Source organism: uncultured Nitratireductor sp. (genome assembly GCF_913053745.1).
Lineage (GTDB): Bacteria > Pseudomonadota > Alphaproteobacteria > Rhizobiales > Rhizobiaceae > Nitratireductor.
This window is the reverse complement of the sequence record NZ_CAJXGF010000017.1, coordinates 1-21,064: the sequence shown is the minus strand read 5'-3', so window position 1 is coordinate 21,064 and position 21,064 is coordinate 1. Positions and strand designations below refer to the sequence as shown.

The following is a 21,064-nucleotide window of genomic DNA, read 5'->3' as shown; positions in this document are numbered from 1 at the left end:
TGTGACGAAGGACGAATCATGGTTCCACATTGATGAAGCCCGGCGCTTCTTTCAACGATAGAGCACGTCAAGCGCCGCGCCATCGACAGCTTTCCGGAACGGTAACTTTATCCACCCAGCGTGCCGAAGAGCGTTCGTTATAATGTGATACTGTCCAATTATGGATCATCGAATGTTGCCGCCCGACGATCAAAGTGATTTTGCAGCCCCCCTTATTGCCCATAAACGCCAACCGGGCACCGTGGCTTCCCGCACCCAATTGTAACGCGACACCAACGGCATCCTCATTTCCAAAAGCGATGGTGCGTGAGCGAAAGCCGACGCCCCATCCTTTCGAGCAAGAAATTTCACTAACAATCAGTCGGCGACCAAATGAAACAAACTCGCGAACACTGGACCTCCAGAATGGGGTTCATTCTGGCAGCAGCCGGTTCTGCCGTCGGCCTCGGCAATGTCTGGCGTTTTCCGTATGTCACCGGGGAAAACGGCGGTGGAGCATTCCTGCTGATCTATCTCGGGATCGTCTTTTCGATCGGTGTTTCCGTGCTGATCGCGGAGTTGATAATCGGTCGATCGACACAACTCGACCCGGCTGGCGCTTTCAGAAAGTTGGCCGGCGGTGCGTGGCCGCTTGTCGGCTATATGAGCATTCTTACCGCGTTTGTGATCCTGTCCTTTTATTGCGTGATCGCTGGCTGGACCGTCGCTTATATGGCCAAATCGATTGCGGGATCGGTACTGCTGTCGGATCTCGAGCAGGTCGGCAGCGCATTCGACACCTTCATCACGGATCCCCTCGAGCCGGTCTTATACACCGCTCTCTTCGTCGGGCTTACCGTCTTCGTCGCCCTGGGTGGCATCGCCAACGGCATCGAACGCGCGGCGCGTCTTCTCATGCCGGCGCTTTTCATCATTCTTCTCGTCCTCGTGGCGCGCTCGGTCACGCTCGACGGTGCGGTCGAGGGTGTCGCCTTCTTCCTCCAACCCGATTTCACGAAGGTCACGTGGGGCACGCTACTGGCCGCCCTGGGACAGGCCTTCTTCTCCCTTTCGCTCGGCATGGGCGCGATGATCACCTACGGTTCCTACATGCATCGGCATGACGACATAGCCGGCTCGGCGCTGGCCGTCACGGTTCTCGATGCCCTGGTTGCAGTGCTTGCCGGCCTGGTGATCCTGCCAGCTGTCTTCGCCTTCGGTGCAACCCCATCGGCCGGACCGGGCCTTACCTTCATCACCCTGCCCTCGATCTTCGCGCAAATGCCGTTCGGCAGCTTCTTTGCCGCGCTTTTCTTCTTTCTCCTCGCGATCGCTGCACTCACCAGTTCGGTCGCCCTGCTTGAGGTCGTCATTACCTACTTCATGGACGAGGGCGAAGCGAACCGCACGAAGGTGGCCGTCGGTGCGGGCGTTGCAACCTTCGCCCTGGCGGTTCCCGCCTCGCTCAGCCTCGGCATCATGTCCGGCTTCACCATCGGCGGAAACGTGCTGCTCGATGCGCTGGATTATATGACGAGCAACATAACGCTGCCTCTCGGCGGTCTACTGGTTGCGCTGTTTATGGGCTGGTCCCTCAAGCACAAGGGCGAGGAGGAATTTGTTGACGGCTCGGCCCTTGCCCCGGCCCTGGTTTCCGCATGGCGCTTCATCATACGCTATGTCGCGCCACTGGCCATCGCGCTGATCCTTATCAACGGCCTCGGCTTCATCTAGGGTCAGGTCCGAGACATTCACAGCACCGCCAACCCGGCACTCTAGCTCTTTCGCCGACTATTTGATTGGTGACGGAACCGCTGGCCAGCGTCGGTATGCCACCGGCGCTTTGATTTATGTCAATAATGGATGGATTATTCGAAATCATTCATATAGCATATATCAAATGGAAACCCGGGACCTTCAGACCTTTCTGGCTGTTGCCGAAACGGGAAGCATCACCAAGGCGGCGGTGCTTCTGGAACGCTCGCAGCCATCGGTTACCCGCACCATTCAGGACCTCGAAGCCAAGCTTGGGTTTTCGCTTCTCCAGCGTGCCGGACGGCGCGTCATGCTTTCAGATGAAGGCATCGCTTTCGAAGAAGAAGCGCGCCGTGTCCTGAATTCCCTAACGGGCCTGGCGGCACGCGCCCGCGCGATCGCCACCGGCAAGGGGCGCACGCTCCAGGTTGCCGCCACGTCCGCCATCGCCACCGGCGTCATTCCCGCCGCGCTGGCCGAATTCGCCGCCGAGAAACTGCCTCCTGAAATCCAGGTCGCACAATATCTTCCAAACATGGTTGCTCAGGAAGTCGGCTCCGGCGGTGCCGAGATCGGGTTTTCCAGCATGCCGCTCGACGTACCCGGCCTGGAACTGGTTCGCCTCTACTGCGCCAACGATGTCGCCGCACTGCCCGAAGGCGACCCGCTCACAGAATATGACACCGTACCGCTGTCCGCCTTTTCGGGGCGACGGTTCGTAACCATGCTCGATCCCGGTCGTTTCCAACGTCAGGTCTCTCGGGTGATGGAAGCGCACGGTGTCTGTCCTGGACCGTTGATACGCACCAACGTATCCTACTCCGCCTTGCGGCTGGTGCAGAAGACCGGAGTCGTCTCCATCGTCGATCCCGTCAGCGCCTATGGCGTGCAACTGCCAGGCGTGGTGATCCGGCCGATCGACGTCTCCGTACCATTTTATTGGGGTGCCGTCGCCGCGGCCTCACGCCCCTTGCGCCCTCTCGTGGCACAGTTGATCGACGCCGTCGAGGCAGAGGCACGCCGTATCATACCGGATCTCAAGATACTCGACCCCGCGCAGAGTGCGCAGACGATGAACCGGGGAACGCCGGTCGCCGCGCAGCCCTCATCGGACAGCCAGGACCACCATCGAGGATCAGCATGACCCGTCAGTTTCATTCCACTCCCGGAGCTGCACAAGGCCTCGACGCCCTGGCCGATCGCATCCAGTTCGACCTGGAATGCCTCAACCTGCCATCGCCCAACTGGGTACCCGAGCGACGCACCGAAACGGGCGAGAAGATTCACGATGTCGTGGTCATAGGCGGCGGTATGTGCGGCCTCGTCGCGAGTTTCGCGCTTCGATCTGGCGGGATTCGAAACATGCGAATCTTCGATCGCAATCCCAGCGGATATGAAGGGCCGTGGCTGACCTATGCGCGCATGGAAACGCTCCGTTCGCCCAAAACCCTGCCCGGACCGGCCTATGGCATGGGGGCTCTCACCTTTCGCGCATGGTATGAAGCACAATACGGCCTCGATGCCTGGAACGCATTGGACAAGATTCCCCGCCCCATGTGGATGGACTATCTCATCTGGTATCGGAACGTGCTCGATCTTCCGGTGGAAAACGAGGTCGAGGTCAAAAGCGTGACACCGGAAGGGGATCTTCTGCGGCTCGAATTGCGCGGCGCCGGAGCAAAGGAAAGCTCAGTCCTCACTCGGAAATTCGTCATGGCCACGGGCCGTGACGGCACCGGCCACCCCAACATTCCTGGTTTCGTCTCAGCTTTGCCGAAACGCCTCTGGGCCCATTCCTCCGAAGACATAGATTTTCCGGCCCTCAGGGGAAAACGCGTGGTCGTGATCGGTGTCGGCGCATCGGCGGTCGACAATTCGGCCGAGGCGCTCGAAGCCGGCGCGAAGGAAGTGCGGCACCTCATTCGCCGCAAGGAAATGCCGACAATCAATAAGATGATGGGCATCGGATCCTTCGGGTTTACGGCCGGCTATGCCGAATTGCCGGACGAGTGGCGTTGGCGCTTCATGCAATACTCTTTCACAACGCAGACCCCCTCGCCGCGTGGCTCCACCATGCGCGTCAGCCGGCACCAGAACGCCTTCTTCCATTTCGGCCAGGGTATCAGGCATGTCTGGAATGAAGGCGAAGAAGTGGTCATCGAAACCACTGCCGGCAAGACAGTCCGTACCGATTATCTCATCCTCGGCACCGGTTTCACCGTCGATCCGCTGGCGCGGGCCGAGTTGGGTGAAGCCGCGCGAGAAATCCTGCTTTGGGGCGATCGCTATACGCCGCCGGCAGGCGAAGAAAGCCGCGAGCTGGCAAATTTCCCTTATCTCAGTCCCGATTTCTCGCTCCGCGAACGCACGCCTGGCACTGCGCCCTGGCTCTCCAGCATCTATTGCTTCAACTACGGCGCCTCGGCGAGCCTTGGTAAAGTCTCGGGCGACATCCCCGGCATCAGCGACGGGGCGCGATGGCTGGCCTATGCCATAGCCGCCGAACTCTATGGAGAAGACGTCGAACGCCACTGGCAGGCGATGCTCGATTACGACAAGCCAGAATTGCTCGGCGACGAATGGACCGAGACAGAACTCGAAGACAGTGCGGACGCGATCGATCGCGAACCCACCTATCAGATTGGAGGCTGAACACCGGCATGAGCGAGCTTTCGCCAAACGATATCGTGATCGCGCAGGCAAACGCGGCGCAAAGTGGCCCTGTCCGCGATGCGCTCACAGGTCGCGCAGACATCATGGCCATGACACAGGCAACGCATGACGCGGCCCTGAAGCCGGGCGATCCCGGCGGCCTTTCGCACGGCGAACGCGCCGCCCTCGCCGCTCGCGTGGCGCGGCTCAACGCCGACAATAAACTTGCCGCACACTATATGGCTCTGCTGGAGGAAACCGGCGCCGGCGATGACATTTCAGCCATGGCCGATCCGGCACACAAGGGCAATGGGAATACCCGGCAAGCCGCCCTCCTCACCTATACGGATCTCGTTTCGACACATCCGCGCGACACCACACCGGAAGACATCGAAGCCCTGAAAAGCGCCGGCGTTTCCGATGCCGACATCGTGCGACTTTCCGAGTTGAACGCATTTCTGGCTTATCAGATCCGTGTGATCGCCGGCCTGAAACTGATGAAGGCGACGGCATGAACACCATCCTCCATGAATTCACGACAAAGATCCCCGGTTGGCGTCCGCGCGTTCAACCCATCAAGCTCGACGAGGCAACGCCCGAACAGCTCGACGCACTGAAGGTCACGCCCTCCAACACCAAAGTCTCAGATTATGTGCTGGTGCTGGCCAACGATGTCGAAACACTGAAGGTGCGCACCCCGCTCTTCAATGCCATTATGTACAATCGCGGTGGTATGGGCCGGGCAGAGCGCGAGCTGAGCGCCGTCGGCGCGTCGGTGGTTAATCGCTGCGTCTATTGCGCCGCCGTGCATGCGAGCCGGTATAACCAACTTACCAAGGACGAAGAGGCGATGCAGCGCATCTTCGCCGATGGTGAAGACGCCGCGCTCGACGAGCGCCAGAAAGCGATCTTCCTTTTTGCGGCGAAACTGTCCAAGGCGCCGAGCGAAGCGACGGAAGAGGACATGCAGGCATTGCGCGCAGCCGGGCTCAAGGATGACGAGATCCTCGATCTCATTCTTTCCGCGTCTCTTTTTGGCTGGGCCAACCGGTTGATGCACACACTGGGCGATCCCGTGGTCGAAGAGCAGTAAAACAGTTTGGGGCAGATGTTGTGAGTAAGGTGGATAGTAAACTGCGTGTGGGCATCGCCGGAGCCGGCGCGATTGCGTTCGGCGCGGCGGCATTTCTCGAACAATCGGGTCACAGCCCGGTTTTGTGGTCGCCCTCGGGCGAGCGCACCAACCGGCTGGCTGCCGGTGAGCCACTGCTTGCGACCGGCGCCGTCGAGGGTTCGTTCCATCCTGGCGTCGCGCCATCGGCCGAAGCGCTCGTTGCCGGAGCCGACGTGCTCCTGATCGCGCTGCCCGGCTACGGTCACAAGCACGCATTCGATGCGATAGCCCCCCATATTCGCCCCGGTCAGGCGGTGATCATTTCCTCGCACGCATCGTTCGGAGCGCTCTATCTCTCCCGACTTCTGGCCGCACGCGGAATAACCGTTCCCATTGTCGCCTGGGGGACCACCGCCACCACCGGCAGACAACCGAGCCTGGTCGAAGCCAGCGTCAACACAGTACGCAGCAAAATCGATCTCTGCACCGTCCCCGAAGACCGCGCCAATGAAGGAATGGCTCTTTGCCAGCGTCTCTTCGGCGACCGCTTCGTCGAGCGCGACGGGCTACTGGCCATCGCACTCAGCAATCTCAACCCGCAAAATCATATGGGCATCGCTTTGTGCAACATGACACGCATGGAGCACGGCGAAACCTGGAGTCAGGGCTTCAACGTTACGCCCAATGTGGGACGTCTTCTCGAAGCGCTCGACCGCGAACGACTGGCCATCGCCGAGGCACTCGGGCTTTCCGTGCGCACCATTTTCGAGCATTTCCATCTCTCGTTCCATGTGCCGCAAGACACCGTGTCGGCGATGAATCAGCAGATGCATGCAGAAGGCCGCGGTGGCACGGGTCCAGCAACCGCCGACAGCCGCTATGTCACGGAGGATGTGCCGTATGGCCTTTTGATGACCGTGAAACTGGGCGAATTGACCGGGCGCGAGGCCCGGCTGCACCGCGCTGGCGTGGAGATATTCTCGGCCATGTATGGCCGTGACTTCTTCGCCGAAAACGAGCTTCTGGATGCACTGGCGATAGACAGAATGACACTTGCCGACCTCAAGACCTTGTCCCGTGAGGGTTACTGCCCGCAGACGCAGCCAGCATGAAGGACCAGGCAGCAACAGGAGCCGGCAAGAGCTCCGTCAAACGATGTGCATAACGCGACGGATAAATCACAACCGAAAGAGGGCTTATCGCGATGACCAAATTTATCACCAACCGCAGACGCTTCATCAAGACCGGCGCCGCGGGCGCAGCACTGCTTGCCGCTCCCGCCTATCTCCGCTCGACCGCCGCCCGCGCTTCGGGCGTGGTCAATGTATGGACCTATGCGAACTTCATTCCCGACGACTTCAAGGCGGAGTTCGAGAAGGACACGGGCATTGAGATCCAAATTCGCCTGGTCGACGATCAGGGCAAACAGTTCAACCTGCTCGCCGCCGAAGCGCCGAGCCCGACAGCAGACATCGTCACCGTTGCCGGTCACCGCTTCCTCCAGTTCATCTCGTCCGATCTACTGGCGCCGCTCGATACGGACCGCCTGAAAAACTGGGGCAACATCAATCCGATCTATTCGGAAAGCGACTGGGCCACGATCAACGACAACAAATGGGGGGCACCCATCCTGTCCGGCGCGGAGATCCTCGCGTACAACACCGAGGTTGTCGGCGCGGACGAGGTGGGGAGCTGGGACGTGCTCTTCTCCGAGAAGTATGGCGGCCAGACCGCCTATACGATCCAGGACATGATGTCCGTCGTGATGCTCTACAAGGGCTATGACGGCAATATGGTTGCCTATATGGACGATCCCGAAAAGGCTGCCGAAGTCGTCAAGGAAGCACGCGACTTCCTGATCGAGAAGAAGCCGCTTGTCCGCAAGTATTACGACGCCGGCGCCGAAGTGCAGCAGATGTTCATCAACCAGGATATCGTGCTCGCCCATGCCTGGAACGGACCGATAGCCAAGCTGATCGCCGACGGTTTCCCGGTCGACATGACCATTCCGAAGGAAGGCACGTACGGCTTCGTCTACACGCTCAATGTGACCAACAACGCGCCCAATGCCGACAACGCCTATCAGCTTCTCGACGCACTTCTGGCAAACCCCGAGGTGGGTGCGAAGATGACCCAGTCGTCAGGCTTCATCTCCACTTACAAGGGCGCCGATCAGTATCTCTCCGACATCGAGAAGAAGGCATCCTCCTTCACCGAGGAGGAACTTGCCGGGCTGCAGTTCTTCAGGGCCGAAGCCAACGATATGAAATACAAGCTCGTTGATCCGGCAGTCGAGGAAATCAAAGCCGCTTGATGAACGAACCGCCCGGGTGGGAAACCCGCCCGGGCGGTCTTGAAAAACACAATCGGACGCGGCACGGACCTCCCCTTTTCCCGACACCGCGCATTGAAAAGCACGAGCAACTGACTCTATGGCCCATGCAGATACCGACAGGGCAGACCTTCGAAAGTCGACCGCGCCGGGTGGCAGAATGACTTTTTGGGGAGCGCTGCTGCACAACGGCACCTACCAGGCGGTGGCCAGCGCGCTGTTCAAGACGCAGCGACGCCAATTCCTGATCCTCGCGAGCCTGCCGCTGTTCTGGATATTCTTTGCCAATCTCGGACCCATCGTCGAGATGTTCTGGATCGGGTTCCTGGATTCCTATCCGCCGAAAGTGGGTCATGAGCCGCAGTTCACACTGGCCAACTGGGCCGCGTTCTTTCAGGATCAGGTGTTTATCGTCCCGTTCTTTCGAACGCTTGCCTTCTCCTTCATCTTCACGGCGATCACATTGCTGATCACCTATCCGGTGGCCTATTTCCTGGCCAAGCACGTGAAACGCAAGAACCAGCTTCTGTTTCTGCTTCTGCTGTTGATACCGTTCTGGGTGGGCGAGATCGTGCGCACCTATGCGATCATGATCTTGCTGGGCAACAACGGCGCCGTCAATCTGGCGTTAAAGTCGCTCGGCCTCATCGAGCGCCCCATTCCTTTCATGTATACCGGGTTCTCGCTGGGGGTCGGCATCATCTATCTGACGGCGCTCTACATGCTCCTCCCGCTCTACTCGGCCCTGGAGAAGCTTCCCGACAATTACCTCGAGGCCGCAGCCGATCTCGGAGCCGGCGCTTGGACGCGCTTTCGGCGCATCACGCTGCCGCTTTCCAAGGAAGGCATCGCTTCGGGCTGCACGCTCGTGTTCCTGATCTCGACCGGCTACTACGCCACTCCGGTGCTGCTCGGCGGGCCACGCTCGACCGTCTTCGCCGAAACCATTGCCGGCTTCTTCCACGTCGCCGGCGACCAATGGCCCATGGGCGCGGCCTTCTCGTCGATCATGCTGATCGCCACGCTGGGCGTGACCGGGCTCTTCCTGAAGCTGATGGGCCGCGACGGAAAGGGAATGATGCGATGACCCGCAATACCCGCATCCTGATGTCGGTCATCTACTGGGCCTTTATCGTCTATCTTTTTGTCCCATTGGCACTCATGGTGACGATGGGCTTCAAGGATTCGAAATTCATCGGATTCCCGATCCGTTCCTGGACGCTCGACTGGTACACCGCCGTGATCCAGGACACGGAGGTTCTTTCGGTCTTCGGCTATTCGATGACCATTGCCATTTCGACCACCATCCTTTCGCTGATCATCGGCACATGGATTGCCGTCTTTCTCGGCCCCAACAAGTTCCGCGGCAAGGCGATCATATTCGCGCTCGCCTGCCTTCCGGCCGTCATTCCCGGAATCATTTCGGCAATCGCCTTGCGCATCTTCGCCCGCCTCATCGACATCGAGCCGGGCATGTTCGCCATCATTCTCGGCCATACGGTTCATAATGTACCCTTCGTGGCTCTGGTGGTGATGGCGCGCCTGTCGACCCAGCCGAAAAGCCATATCGAGGCCGCGCGCGATCTTGGCGCCGACAGCATCGTCGCCTTCTTCCGCGTCACGCTGCCTTATCTGAAGCCCGCACTGATCGGCGCCGGCATTTTCTGCATGCTCCTGTCCTTCGACGATTTCGTGCGTGCATTCTTCCTCGGCGGGTATCAGCCCACCCTCCCCGTACTGATCTTCGCAAAGCTGCGTTCGGGCATGTCGCCCGAGATCAACGCCATCTCAACCATCGTTCTCATCATGACCGCGATCCTCGGCCTGTGGGCCGAGCGTTCCATGCGGCGCCTGAACAAGGGGTCCTGAACATGACCGGCGAAAAGGACACCATCGTCCATATCGACAACATCACCAAGCGCTTCGGCAATGTCGTCGCGGTGGATCGGCTCGACATGAAGATCGTGGCCGGTGAGTTCGTCACCTTTCTCGGCCCCTCCGGCTGCGGCAAGTCGACGACACTGCGCATGCTCGGCGGTTTCGAGACTCCGGACGAGGGCCGTATCGTGCTCGACGGCGTCGATGTGACCCGTCAGCCGCCCAACCGTCGCGACGTCAACATGGTGTTTCAGGACTATGCCCTCTTTCCGCATATGTCAGTCGGCCAGAACGTCTCGTTCGGTCTGGAGTTGAAGGGCCAGTCACGCCCCGAGATCGAACGCCGTATGACGGAGTTGCTCGACTTCCTGCAGCTTTCCGGCTTCCGCGATCGCACACCGGATCAGCTTTCCGGTGGCCAGCGCCAGCGCGTCGCGCTTGCCCGGGCGCTCGCACCGGATCCTAAGTTGCTTCTGCTCGACGAACCTCTCGGAGCGCTCGATGCCAAGCTGCGCGGTCAGGTGCAGATCGAGCTCAAGGATATCCAGAAGCGCACCGGAAAAACCTTCTTCTTCGTCACCCACGATCAGGAAGAAGCGCTGACCATGTCGGATCGCATCGTGGTCATGAATGCCGGCAGGGTGGAACAGGCCGGCACACCCGAAGATCTCTATTTCCGTCCGGAGAGCCGGTTTGTGGCCGAATTCATCGGCGAAACCAATCTCATCAACGGCACGGTGCGCGGCATCGATGACGATAGGGTTGTGATCGATTGGAACGGCCTCGACATACGCGGCTCCGGTCACGGCCACCGGCCTGGCGAAGGCGACAACGTCACCGCATCGCTGCGGCTCGAGAATGTGGTTTGCCATCCAAAAAAGCCATCGCGGGAGAACGCGATCGAAGGCCGCATTGTCAGCAAGCTCTTCAAGGGCAGCCGCACTTCGCTCGACATTCGTGTCGGCGAGAAGGAAGACACCGTCATTCGCGCCTATATGGATGCCGGGAATGCGGCGCAGATATCCGACGATCAACTCTGGATCAGCTGGGAACCGGAGAGACTGACAGTGCTGCGCGATTGAGCACAAAGACGCCGTAGCGATGCGGCGTTTTTCAATCGGCTCCGGGTTTGCCGATCCATGTTTCGAACTCGTTCAGCTGAGCGAATGTCGCGGGCCGCAACCGACCCCATTTCGAGGGGTCGGAGACGAGGAAACGTCTTTGCGAGCGCGCCATCGCCGCACGCTTGGCGGCGACTTCATGGAAGTGAAAGCAGGTAACGCCTTCGTTTTCATGAATGCCGGCCGCCGAAAAGAATCCTTTCGTAACATTGATCTCCTGAAGCATTTTCAGCGCCGTGTCGGAGGAAAAACTGCCGCTCTCAGGATGATAAATGCCGGCAAGCAGGATCAGGCTCACCCCTTCCAACCGCGATATGATCTCGGCAACGTTCATCGCCTGCGTGACGACGGTGACATTTGCATTCTGCGGAACGTTCGCCGCCAGATATTGGAGGGTCGAACCGCAATCCAGAAAGATCGTGTCTTCGGGAACGACCATCGCCGCGGCTTGTTTTGCCACTTGCGCTTTGGCCTGCGTGTTCGTGCCCTGCGCGTGCGAAAGGGAATAGCGCTCACCCTTCTCGTTGGCCGACATGATATAGCCCCCGAGGCACAATATGCCGTTTTCGCCATCGCCGAGATCACGGCGGATCGTTATCTCGGACGTCTTGAGTTCTTGCGCGGCTTCGGCGATATGCAGAATGGTCCCCGACGCGCAGAGCTTTCTGAGCGCTTCGATTCGCGCCGCTCGTCCGGATGGTCTCGCCACATGATAGTTTCAGCGATACTCCACCGCCAAAACCATTGTCCGCAAGTGCGATGATTGGCTTGCAGAGGGTTGCAGGTTTTGATTGGATATGATCATATTGAACCGAATTGATCAATATTGCCGCAAGATATTGAGTTAATTCGTTCAATATGTGTTCCCGCCACGCGGTTTCCTTGCGTTCCGGCGGGATCGAGGAGGAGGAAAAAGCAATGAAAGCCCTGCTGACCGCAGCTTCTTTAGCCCTGTCCCTTCTGGGGACATCCGCGTTCGCGGACCAGATCGTGGATACGTCCAAGCTCAATGAAGAGCTGATCGCCACGAAAGACGACAAGAAATACACGATTGCGACCGTTGTGAAGGTGGATGGCATTGCCTGGTTCGACCGCATGCGCAACGGCGTCGAACAATTCAAATCCGACACCGGGCACGACGTTTGGATGGTGGGACCCAGCCAGGCGGACGCTGCCGCGCAGGTGCAGATCATCGAAAACCTGATCGCGCAGGGCGTGGACGCCATTGCCGTCGTTCCGTTCTCGGTCGAGGCGGTGGAACCGGTGCTCAAGAAGGCGCGCGACCGCGGTATCGTGGTCATTTCACACGAAGCCTCGAACCTCCAGAACACCGATTACGATCTCGAAGCCTTCGACAACCTCGCCTATGGCGCCAATCTCATGAAGGAGCTTGGCAAATACACGGGCGGCAAGGGCAAGTATGTCGCGACTGTCGGTTCCCTTACCTCCAAGAGCCAGATGGAGTGGGTGGACGGTGCCGTCGCCTATCAGGAAGAGCATTTCCCGGACATGGAAATGGTTGGTGACCGCCTTGAAACCTATGACGACGCGGCAACCGACTACACCAAGCTGAAAGAAGCGATGACCACCTATCCGGACATCACCGGAATTCTCGGGGCACCGATGCCGACCTCGGCCGGCGCCGGTCGACTGATCGCCGAAAGCGGGCTCAAGGACAAGGTCTTCTTTGCCGGCACTGGCCTGCCGTCCGTCGCTGGCGAGTACCTCGCCAACGGCGACATCCAGTATATCCAGTTCTGGGACCCTGCGGTAGCCGGCTATGCCATGAACATGCTCGCCATTGCCGCACTTGAGGGCAAAGGCGACCAGATCAAGGCGGAGCTGAATCTCGGCCTCAACGGCTACGAGTCGCTGATTACGCCGAATGAAGATCGTCCGAACCTGCTCTACGGAGCCGGATGGGTCGGCGTTACCGCCGAAAACATGGACAAGTACGACTTCTGATCCCGAAAACGCCGGCGCGCGTCCGTGTGCCGGCGTTTGTCCATCCCTGGCCATATCTCTTTGCTGACCGGGACATTCCTTTTCAGCCTGCCGGAAAAACCATGTCCGAGTATCTGATCGAGCTGAAGAACATCAGCAAGCGCTTCGGTGGCGTGCACGCACTGGACGGTGTCTCCATGGGCATACGCCCCGGCGAAATTCATTGCCTCGCCGGCGAGAACGGTTCGGGAAAATCCACCGTTATCAAGGTCATGTCGGGCATCTACACGCCCGACGCGGGCGAAATCCTGATCGACGGCAAGCCGGTCGACCGTCTCGATCCGATCGCCGCCGTTCACAACGGCGTGCAGGTCATTTACCAGGACTTCTCCCTTTTCGGAAATCTGACGGTAGCCGAGAACCTCGCCCTCAACACCTATCTGCTCGAGGGGCGCGGACGCATGGACTGGCACCGTGCCCGCAAGATGGCGCGCGAAGTCCTGACTCGCCTCGACGTCGCGATCGATGTGGACGCGGAGGTGGAGACCCTGCCCACATCGGGTAAGCAGATCGTTGCCATTGCCCGCGCCATTCTCGCCGAAGCCAGATTGATCGTCATGGACGAGCCGACCACGGCGCTCACCGGACACGAGGTGGATGCGCTTTTCACCATCGTGCGCGACTTGCAGGCGCGAGGCATTGCCATACTTTTCGTCAGCCACAAGATGCGCGAGATGCTCGAGATCTCGGAGCGCCTGACCGTGTTTCGAAACGGCAGAAAAGTTGCCGAAGGCGCGATGAGCAGCTTCGACGAACCTGCGATCACCCACGCCATGACCGGCCTGGAGATCGACGAAGAAACTTACACGCCCGACATTCCATCCGAGAGCCAACCCGCACTCGAAGTGCAAGGCTTGAGCGTGCCCGGGCACGTCGACAATGTAAGCCTTTCCGTGCGCCCGGGCGAAATCGTCGGCATTTCGGGTCTGATCGGTTCTGGTCGAACCGAATTTGCCCAAGCGCTTTTCGGAATGGAGAATGCCACAGCAGAAGCCTTCCGAATCGCCGGCGTGGATGCGTTTCCGCATTCCGTGCAGGACGCCATCGCGCACGGCATAGCCTATGTGCCGGAAGACCGGCTGAGCGAAGGTCTCTTTCTCACCCAGTCCATCGAACGCAACATGGTGGTCAGCATCCTGGAACGCCTGCGGCGCGGCCTCTTCCTGGATCGCGATGCCATGCGCCGGAAGACCGAGGAGATGTTCGCCTCCATGCAGATTGCCGCGCCCTCGCCGGAAACGGCCGTGGGCAACCTATCCGGCGGCAATGCACAGCGTGTCATGCTGGGACGCTGGCTTCTGACCGGCGCAAAAGTTCTGATCCTCAATGGCCCGACCGTGGGCGTCGATGTCGGCTCCAAGGCGAAGATTCACCACATCATCCGCGACCTCGCTCGCAAGGAAGGCGTGGCCGTACTGATGATTTCGGACGACGTGCCGGAGTTGACCGGAAACTGCAACCGCATCCACGTCATGCACGAAGGCCGTTTCGTAGCAGAATTCTCGAGCACGGCCATGACAGAGGACGCAATCAACGACAGCCTGAAGGCACTGAAATAGGGCGGTGAGATGAAAAGGTTTCAATCCACGGAGGCCGTGATTGCACTCGTCCTGCTGACTGTGATGGTGCTCATCGGCCTTGTCAATCCAGCCTTCTGGGGCGTCGCCAATCTGTTCAGCCTGGCAAAAGCCAATGTCGTAATCGGCATTATGGCGCTCGGCGTGCTCCTGATCATGATATCGGGCGGCATCGACGTGTCGTTCCCCGCCATTTCCGCCGCCGCGCTATACATAACGGTGCGCACCATGGTGGCGCTCGATTATGACGGCGTTCTCCTGCCTTTCATCGCCGCTTCCGTGATCGGCGTTCTGCTCGGCGCGTTCAACGCCTTCATCATCGACCGGTTCAAGATGATTCCGCTGATCGTCACACTTGGTACAGCCTCGATCATACGCGGCCTCGTGCTGGGCCTGCTGGGCACCTCGATCGTCAACATCAACAAGATGCCGGATGCGCTGATCGAGTTCGGCAAGCAAGACCTGACGACCGTGACGGCCCAGAACGGCGCAACGGTCGGCCTGACCGCAATGATACTCGTCTATCTGGCGATCGCCCTCGTCATCCATGTGGTCCTCCGGCACACCATGACTGGCCGTTCGATCTACGCCTATGGCGACGATATGGAATCGGCCCGCCGTGCCGGCGTTAACACGCGGCGCACGATCTTTTTCGTCTACTGCACCGCAGGCCTCCTGGCCGGCTTCGCAGGTCTGCTGCACAGTTCGATGATCTGGCAGGCGAACCCACGCGATTTCATCGGTCTGGAGCTCGACGTCATCGCCGCAGTGGTGCTCGGCGGCGCCTCGATCTTTGGCGGACGCGGATCAGTTCTGGGAACGATGATCGGCGTGTTCACGCTCGTCATGGTCAAGAACTCGCTGATCCTCATGAAGGTGGACACCACCTGGCAGCGTGTCGTTGTCGGAGTCATCATCGTTGCCGCGACGGCGATCACCGCATGGCGTGATCGCAAGAAACTGGCTTGAGGGAGCATAAGATGTCCGCAAAAGCTGAAGAGAAACCCCTCCTTCGCCGCCTTCTGGGCAGCGATGCCTCCATTGCACAGCTTGCCGTAATCACGCTGGTGATCTTCGTCCTGATGGCGGCGATGAACCCCGACAAATTCCTGCGCTACTACAATTTCGAATCCATTACCTACATCATGCCGGAGCTCGGCATCCTGTGTATCGCAATGATGGTCGCCATGCTGACGGGCGGCATCGATCTCTCCATCGTCGCCATCGCCAATCTGGCCGCGATCACGGCGGGGGTCTATTTCCGCCATCCCGTCGTCGCCGAAGCTCTCGATGCCGGCGGCCTCGCGCTAGTCCTGCACACCGCGATGGGCGTGACGATCGCGCTTCTTGTGGGCCTCGCGGCAGGGCTCGTGAACGGGCTTCTGATATCGCGCCTGCGCATCATTCCCATCCTCGCGACACTCGGCACGGGCCAGATCTTCTCGGGTCTGGCGCTGGTCCTTACCGGCGGGCCGGCCATCGTCGGCTTCCCCGAAACCTGGAACTGGATCGGCACCGGAAAGCTGCTTGGCGTCGCGGCTCCGTTTTGGGTGCTGATCCTCGTTGCCGCCGTGGTCGCCATTCTGCTCCGCCGCACCCATCTCGGCGTGAACCTGATGCTGATCGGCACCAATGCGCGCGCCGCCGTATTCGCCGGCATCCGCAGCTCGCGCATGATCCTTTACAGTTATGCCCTCACCGGCGTCATGGCCGCAATTGCAGGCATCCTTCTGTCCGGGCGCACCAATTCGGCCAAGGCCGATTTCGGCGCGTCTTATCTCCTGCAGGCGGTGCTCATCGCCGTGCTCGGCGGCACAAATCCGGCAGGCGGCAAGGGGCGTGTCCTTGGCGTCCTTCTGGCGCTCGTCGCACTCATGTTCCTCTCCTCCGGCATGCAGATGATGCGGGCTTCCAACTTCATGATCGACGCAGTCTGGGGCGCCTTTCTGGTGTTGGTGATCGCCATCAACTATCTGAGGTCCAGCAAATGACCGTTTCCGACAACGATACCGTTTTCCATCTTTCGCCGGATTTGTTTCCCGCGCATGGCGAACGTGTTCTGGCCACGCACGGCGCGTTCACCGTCACGGCCTTCCGCTATCCATCCTCCGTCGAGGGTCTGCGCATCGAGAACGCGCGCGGCCAGGTGACGGTCCTGCCTTATCTCGGACAGATGATATGGGATGCCGTGTTCGACGGGCGGCGTCTCACCATGGGCAACATGTTTCCTTATCCGCGCCGTGGCGCATCCATCCTCGAAACCTATGGCGCCTTCGCCTATCACGCCGGCGTTTTGCGCAATGGGACACCCGGCCCGCAGGATGATCACCCTTTGCACGGCGAAATGCCGGTTGCAGCCATGGACAGCGCCCAATTGCGCTGCGGCCATGATCAGCACGGCGCTTTCGTCGAAGTCGGCGGCCATGCGGAATATGTCATGGGGTTCGGACCGCACTACAGCGCCCGCCCGCGCGTGAGACTGCACGCCGAAAGCGGCCTGATCGATGTGGAGATGGCGGTTAAGAACCTGTCGGCGCATCCCATGGAACTCATGTATATGCTGCATGCCAATTTCGACTTCATCGCCGGGGCGCAGATCCATCAGCCGACAGATTTTTCGCCTGACAGCACCGTCGTACGCAAAACGATCCCCGGGCACGTAAAGCCGTCCCCGGATTTCACCGCTCTTCTCGAAGATCTGGCCGTCAATCCGGCACGCATGCAAAAGCTCGATGAGCCCGACCGCTACAGCCCGGAACAGGTCTTTTATATCCGTGGGCTCGGGCGCGATGAGCGAGGCCGCACTCGGCTCGTCATGGAACTGCCGGATGGCGACTGTTTCTCCGTCAGCTACGATCCGGCAGACCTCCCCCATTGCGTCCGCTGGATCCTGAACGATGGCGATGCGCAGGTTGCGGCCTTCGCCCTGCCCTCCACCTGCGAGCCCGAGGGCTACACGGCAGAGAAGGCCAAGGGGCATGTGCGCATGCTGGCACCCGGCGAGACGGTCAACTTTCCCGTCACCGTCGGTTACCTGAGTGCGCAGGAAACACCGGCCGCGATCTCGGATATCAACGATATGAGCAAGGACTGACCCATGGCTTCACCCAGCGGAACCGGCCGGATCGCCGTTGTCGGCTCGAACATGGTCGATTTGATCACCTATATCGACCGCATGCCGGCACCCGGCGAAACATTGGAAGCGCCGAGTTTCGAGAGCGGTTGCGGCGGCAAGGGGGCCAATCAGGCCGTTGCGGCAGCAAAACTCGGCTCGGCCGTCAGTATGGTCTCGAAGGTGGGAGACGACCTGTTCGGTGACAACACGATCCGCAACTTTTCGGACCACGGCATCGATACACGCCATGTTGCCAAGGTAGCGGGAAAGTCGTCCGGGGTCGCGCCGATCTTCGTAGAGGAATCCGGCGAGAACTCCATTCTGATCGTCAAGGGCGCCAACGAGGACCTACTCCCGGCCGATGTCGACGCCGCGGAGGATGTCCTGCGCGAAGCCGGTCTGATCCTCATGCAGCTCGAGATTCCGCTGGAGACCATTTACCACACGGTGCGCCGCGCGGCCGAATGGGGGGTGCCCACCATTCTTAATCCCGCACCCGCAACAGAAGCGCTCAGCGTCGCCAATCTGAAAAGCCTCGGCTTTCTCGTGCCCAACGAAAGCGAGCTCGCCCTTCTCTCGGGCATGCCGACCGACACCGAAGACGAGATTCTTGCCGCCGCCCGAAGTCTGATCGAAAAAGGCATCGGCACCGTTATCGTTACGCTCGGTGCGCGCGGCGCACGTCTCGTCACCGCCGACCGCTTCGCGACCATCGAGCCGGTTCGCGTCACACCGGTGGACACGACCGGTGCGGGCGACGCCTTCATCGGCGCGTTCGCGCATTTCCTGGCCGATACAGGAGATACGGAAAGCGCACTGCAAAGCGCTGCGTGCTACGCGGCCTATTCGGTCGGCCGGCGCGGCACACAGAAGTCTTATGCCTCCGCCGGGGAATTCGAAACATTCCGCAAGGAAAGCGCCGACGGCGCCATCTAGTGTCGATATCCTAGACGCGCCGGTACGTAATCCCTCGTGCCCTTGCGAGCGAGAGCTTGAGCCGGTCACCCGCCAGGCGCTGAAGACAGATACGTCGCCCGTTGGCCGGGAAGAGCCACCGGCCATTGCCGAGAGGCATGAGCGTCTCCGTCTTTCGCAGCGGTCCGACTCCCCACTGCAGCTGCCGCCCTTCGATCCGCAACAGAGCACCGCCGCACGCCCAGTCTCCATCGAGTTCAGGTGCCTCCCGATGATCGGCAATGGGCAGGAGCCGAACCGGGCGGTGAAACAACTTTCCGGTCAAAGCGCCTTCCACATGACGCAGGCGCATGCGCGATTGCGCGGCATTCGAGACGAACCAGCCATCCTCTCCCTCGAACAGTGCTTCCTCGGCATCGCGAACGACAATCGACCCGGGCCGCACCTCCGCCCAGAGATCCCCCTCTCCGGCGGCATACAAACCAGGTGGCGCCCATTCGCCCGCAGGTTTCGGCAGCTCCTGCCGTGCGCCGCAAAGTGCGGCCCACACATGTGCGGCAATGCCCGTGGCATCGCCTTCGTCGCGGTTGGTGAGCGCAACCAGCACAACCTTCTTAGCGGGATCACACAGGAAGCCGGCGCGGTAGCCGGCCTGCGCGCCTCCGTGCCCCGGCACCGCCATCGCACCCAAGCGTGTCAGGCTCATCCCGAGCCCATAACCGGTTGGCTCCCCCGAAGCGAGCGGGAGCGGGCGGGCCAACCGCGCAAACATCTCCCGCGACATCAGGTCGGTCAGCCAAAGCGCGAGATCCATCGCCGATCCGCAGAGCGATCCCGCCGCCGAAAGATGCATGCCCTGAAACCCCTCGGACCATCCATCGTCGTCGGGGACGTGCCCGGGCACAAGACCGGGAACCGGATCCGTCCAGTGTTCCGACGCCCGCATACCGATCCCAAGCCGTTCAGCATGAGCAGCGATCATCTCGGAAAAAACAAAACCACGCCGCGCCAACGCCACTTCCAGCAGCCGATAACCGCCATTGGAATAGGCGACTTCGAAGCCCGGCGCCGCATTGAGCCAATCGAGACCGGCCATCCATCGATAAAGTGTGTCGGCTTCCGTTCGCGCATGGCCGCCAAAACCCAACAGGGTGAGGCACTCACGCGGATCCGGCAGACCGCCCTGCATGGCGAGTGCCTGACCGATCGTTGCCGCAGCCGGAGCCGGAGCGAGGTCCGGCAATGCCTCGCCCAGAGGCATGTCGAGCGCGAACGCACCGCTTTCCAGAAGACAGCTTGCAAAGATGTGTTTGGTCACCGACGCCCAGCGAAAGACGCTTTCGGGCCCGAGCGATCCAAGACCCGCACCGCCTTTTCCCGCCGTCGCAATCAGGCGCGGCTCGCCATTCTCCAGCCCCAGAATAACGCCGCCGGGGTCGTGTTCCGCCCAACCGTCGAGCTTCTCCTCTGCCGCAGCCGTCGCGGCCGACCAGTCATGATCCGGCATCGAGCTTTCCTCGCCGCCACAAGTGGGGCATTCGCATTACACATGGCGTGGGTGCCCCGTCCGTGAGAACAAGTCAATCACCTCCCGCATCTCTTCATATGGCAGGAAATCGGAGAATACGGCACTGTCGGAATTCTTCACTCAAACGTTCCGAACGTATCAAGGTAGCGGTTTAGACCTCGACTTCGGGATGAGCATCTTTCCAGAACACCTCTTGCATGATCTCGGGCGGGCAGTCCCGTTCGCTTGCCCCCGCAGCCATGGCGAACGAAGTCTGCCAAAGTGTGACCGCGCGGCGATGCGGCATCTGCGCGACCGGCGACGGTCGGCCGGCAGGATCTTTCGGCTCGACAGCCCAGTCAGCGTCACCGAGATCGCGAAACTCCACGTTCAAATGAACTTCCGAATGCGCGAACAGATTGCGCAGCGCGCGGGGCGGCAGGGTGGCGGCGACCGCGATTCCGGTCCAGTTTGGTTCCAAATCGTAAGCGACCCCGGTCACCGGCTCGCCTCGCCGCACGGCAGCAAGCGTGGCGCACATACTCCGCGCCTGAAAGCCGATCATCGCAACAAGGTGCGCACGCGTCGGCCATGCCGGCACGGGTGCAAACAGCGCCTCGTCGGGCAATCCATTGAGAATACGTGCGAAATAGGCGGTGCCGCGACGCATGAGGTCAAGCGCGTCCACAGGAGCTTCCGGCGCATCGTAACGCGCACCAGCGCCCTGCCGCGCACGCAATTCCTGCCTGCGGAAGTCGAGCTCGCTCACGCCTCGCGCCCCCCGACAAGGGTTCGGGCGAAGTCGAGGCGCTCTATGATGGGGGCGTCCGAAAAGCGGAAAAGGTCGAACTGGCTTTCCGCTTCCAGAGACCACGCCACCCAGGAGGGCACGACGAAAAGGTCGCCTTTTTCGAGCCGATGTGTCTTGCCGTCGAGAACGACACTCCCCCGGCCTTCGAATATCTGGAAAACGCTCGAGCCCACTTCCTGTCGATCCGGCGTCTTTGTGCCTTCGCGAAGGCGGTGGAACTCGCACCGGATGGTGGACATCACATCGCCGCCGGTCGTCGGATTGACGAAGCGGACGGCGGCGTGCCCCTGCTCCATCGTCGCCG

The 21,064-nt window shown here is 60.5% G+C and carries 20 protein-coding genes; 16 read left to right on the top strand and 4 right to left on the bottom strand.

Features of this window, described 5'->3' with window-relative positions; translation table 11 throughout:
• The first annotated feature begins 372 nt into the window (after positions 1–372).
• From QZ638_RS04735 to QZ638_RS04690, 10 genes are all read left to right on the top strand, one after another.
• Positions 373–1,713 carry a sodium-dependent transporter gene (locus tag QZ638_RS04735; protein ID WP_295807526.1) on the top strand — a complete coding sequence of 447 codons (1,341 nt, stop codon included), beginning with the start codon at positions 373–375 and terminating at the stop codon, positions 1,711–1,713.
• A gap of 166 nt (positions 1,714–1,879) precedes the next feature.
• Positions 1,880–2,878 carry a LysR family transcriptional regulator gene (locus QZ638_RS04730; RefSeq protein WP_295807525.1) on the top strand — a complete coding sequence of 333 codons (999 nt, stop codon included), beginning with the start codon at positions 1,880–1,882 and terminating at the stop codon, positions 2,876–2,878.
• Positions 2,875–4,386 carry an NAD(P)/FAD-dependent oxidoreductase gene (locus tag QZ638_RS04725; protein ID WP_295807521.1) on the top strand — a complete coding sequence of 504 codons (1,512 nt, stop codon included), beginning with the start codon at positions 2,875–2,877 and terminating at the stop codon, positions 4,384–4,386. The genes QZ638_RS04730 and QZ638_RS04725 overlap by 4 nt, the downstream gene beginning before the upstream one ends.
• 8 nt (positions 4,387–4,394) lie before the next feature.
• A complete protein-coding gene (locus tag QZ638_RS04720) occupies positions 4,395–4,901 on the top strand; it encodes a hypothetical protein (RefSeq protein ID WP_295807518.1) in 507 nt (168 codons plus the stop codon).
• Positions 4,898–5,479 carry a peroxidase-related enzyme gene (locus tag QZ638_RS04715; protein WP_295807516.1) on the top strand — a complete coding sequence of 194 codons (582 nt, stop codon included), beginning with the start codon at positions 4,898–4,900 and terminating at the stop codon, positions 5,477–5,479. The genes QZ638_RS04720 and QZ638_RS04715 overlap by 4 nt, the downstream gene beginning before the upstream one ends.
• Before the next feature lie 41 nt (positions 5,480–5,520).
• Entirely contained in the window at positions 5,521–6,612 is a 1,092-nt protein-coding gene (locus tag QZ638_RS04710; protein WP_295807579.1) for an NAD/NADP octopine/nopaline dehydrogenase family protein, read from the top strand.
• Between the two features lie 92 nt (positions 6,613–6,704).
• Positions 6,705–7,814 (top strand): extracellular solute-binding protein, encoded by a 1,110-nt coding sequence (locus QZ638_RS04705; protein ID WP_295807515.1) that lies wholly within the window; start codon positions 6,705–6,707, stop codon positions 7,812–7,814.
• A 178-nt stretch (positions 7,815–7,992) separates the two neighbouring features.
• Positions 7,993–8,919, top strand: coding sequence for an ABC transporter permease (locus tag QZ638_RS04700; protein ID WP_295807512.1), 927 nt, complete (start codon positions 7,993–7,995; stop codon positions 8,917–8,919).
• Positions 8,916–9,701, top strand: a complete 786-nt coding sequence (locus QZ638_RS04695) for an ABC transporter permease (RefSeq protein ID WP_295807509.1) — start codon at positions 8,916–8,918, stop codon at positions 9,699–9,701. The genes QZ638_RS04700 and QZ638_RS04695 overlap by 4 nt, the downstream gene beginning before the upstream one ends.
• Before the next feature lie 2 nt (positions 9,702–9,703).
• A complete protein-coding gene (locus tag QZ638_RS04690) occupies positions 9,704–10,792 on the top strand; it encodes an ABC transporter ATP-binding protein (protein WP_295807506.1) in 1,089 nt (362 codons plus the stop codon).
• 31 nt (positions 10,793–10,823) lie between these two features.
• Here QZ638_RS04690 and QZ638_RS04685 read toward each other — a convergent pair whose 3' ends face one another.
• Complete coding sequence (locus QZ638_RS04685; protein ID WP_295807503.1) at positions 10,824–11,540, bottom strand: DeoR/GlpR family DNA-binding transcription regulator; 717 nt, start codon at positions 11,538–11,540, stop codon at positions 10,824–10,826.
• Between the two features lie 209 nt (positions 11,541–11,749).
• Here QZ638_RS04685 and QZ638_RS04680 point away from each other — a divergent pair, with 209 nt between their 5' ends.
• The 6 genes from QZ638_RS04680 (at position 11,750) to rbsK (ending at position 18,463) form a co-directional block, all read left to right on the top strand.
• Positions 11,750–12,796, top strand: a complete 1,047-nt coding sequence (locus tag QZ638_RS04680; RefSeq protein WP_295807502.1) for an autoinducer 2 ABC transporter substrate-binding protein — start codon at positions 11,750–11,752, stop codon at positions 12,794–12,796.
• Positions 12,797–12,897: 101 nt separating this feature from the next.
• Positions 12,898–14,394 carry a sugar ABC transporter ATP-binding protein gene (locus QZ638_RS04675; protein WP_295807500.1) on the top strand — a complete coding sequence of 499 codons (1,497 nt, stop codon included), beginning with the start codon at positions 12,898–12,900 and terminating at the stop codon, positions 14,392–14,394.
• Positions 14,395–14,403: 9 nt separating this feature from the next.
• Entirely contained in the window at positions 14,404–15,381 is a 978-nt protein-coding gene (locus QZ638_RS04670) for an ABC transporter permease (RefSeq protein WP_295807498.1), read from the top strand.
• Positions 15,382–15,392: 11 nt separating this feature from the next.
• Positions 15,393–16,403, top strand: a complete 1,011-nt coding sequence (locus QZ638_RS04665; protein ID WP_295807496.1) for an ABC transporter permease — start codon at positions 15,393–15,395, stop codon at positions 16,401–16,403.
• Positions 16,400–17,506, top strand: a complete 1,107-nt coding sequence (locus QZ638_RS04660; RefSeq protein ID WP_295807494.1) for an aldose 1-epimerase family protein — start codon at positions 16,400–16,402, stop codon at positions 17,504–17,506. The genes QZ638_RS04665 and QZ638_RS04660 overlap by 4 nt, the downstream gene beginning before the upstream one ends.
• Before the next feature lie 3 nt (positions 17,507–17,509).
• Complete coding sequence (rbsK, locus tag QZ638_RS04655) at positions 17,510–18,463, top strand: ribokinase (protein ID WP_295807491.1); 954 nt, start codon at positions 17,510–17,512, stop codon at positions 18,461–18,463.
• Between the two features lie 10 nt (positions 18,464–18,473).
• On the opposite strand, the gene QZ638_RS04650 is transcribed toward rbsK, so the two are convergent.
• The 3 genes from QZ638_RS04650 to QZ638_RS04640 all read right to left on the bottom strand — a co-directional run.
• The gene (locus QZ638_RS04650; RefSeq protein WP_295807490.1) at positions 18,474–19,949 is read right to left on the bottom strand and encodes a serine hydrolase; all 1,476 of its coding nucleotides are present in this window, start codon (positions 19,947–19,949) and stop codon (positions 18,474–18,476) included.
• Positions 19,950–20,121: 172 nt separating this feature from the next.
• Complete coding sequence (locus tag QZ638_RS04645; RefSeq protein WP_295807488.1) at positions 20,122–20,718, bottom strand: maleylpyruvate isomerase N-terminal domain-containing protein; 597 nt, start codon at positions 20,716–20,718, stop codon at positions 20,122–20,124.
• On the bottom strand, positions 20,715–21,064 hold a 350-nt coding region (locus QZ638_RS04640; protein WP_295807486.1), incomplete at its 5' end, for a cupin domain-containing protein. The genes QZ638_RS04645 and QZ638_RS04640, both read right to left, overlap by 4 nt.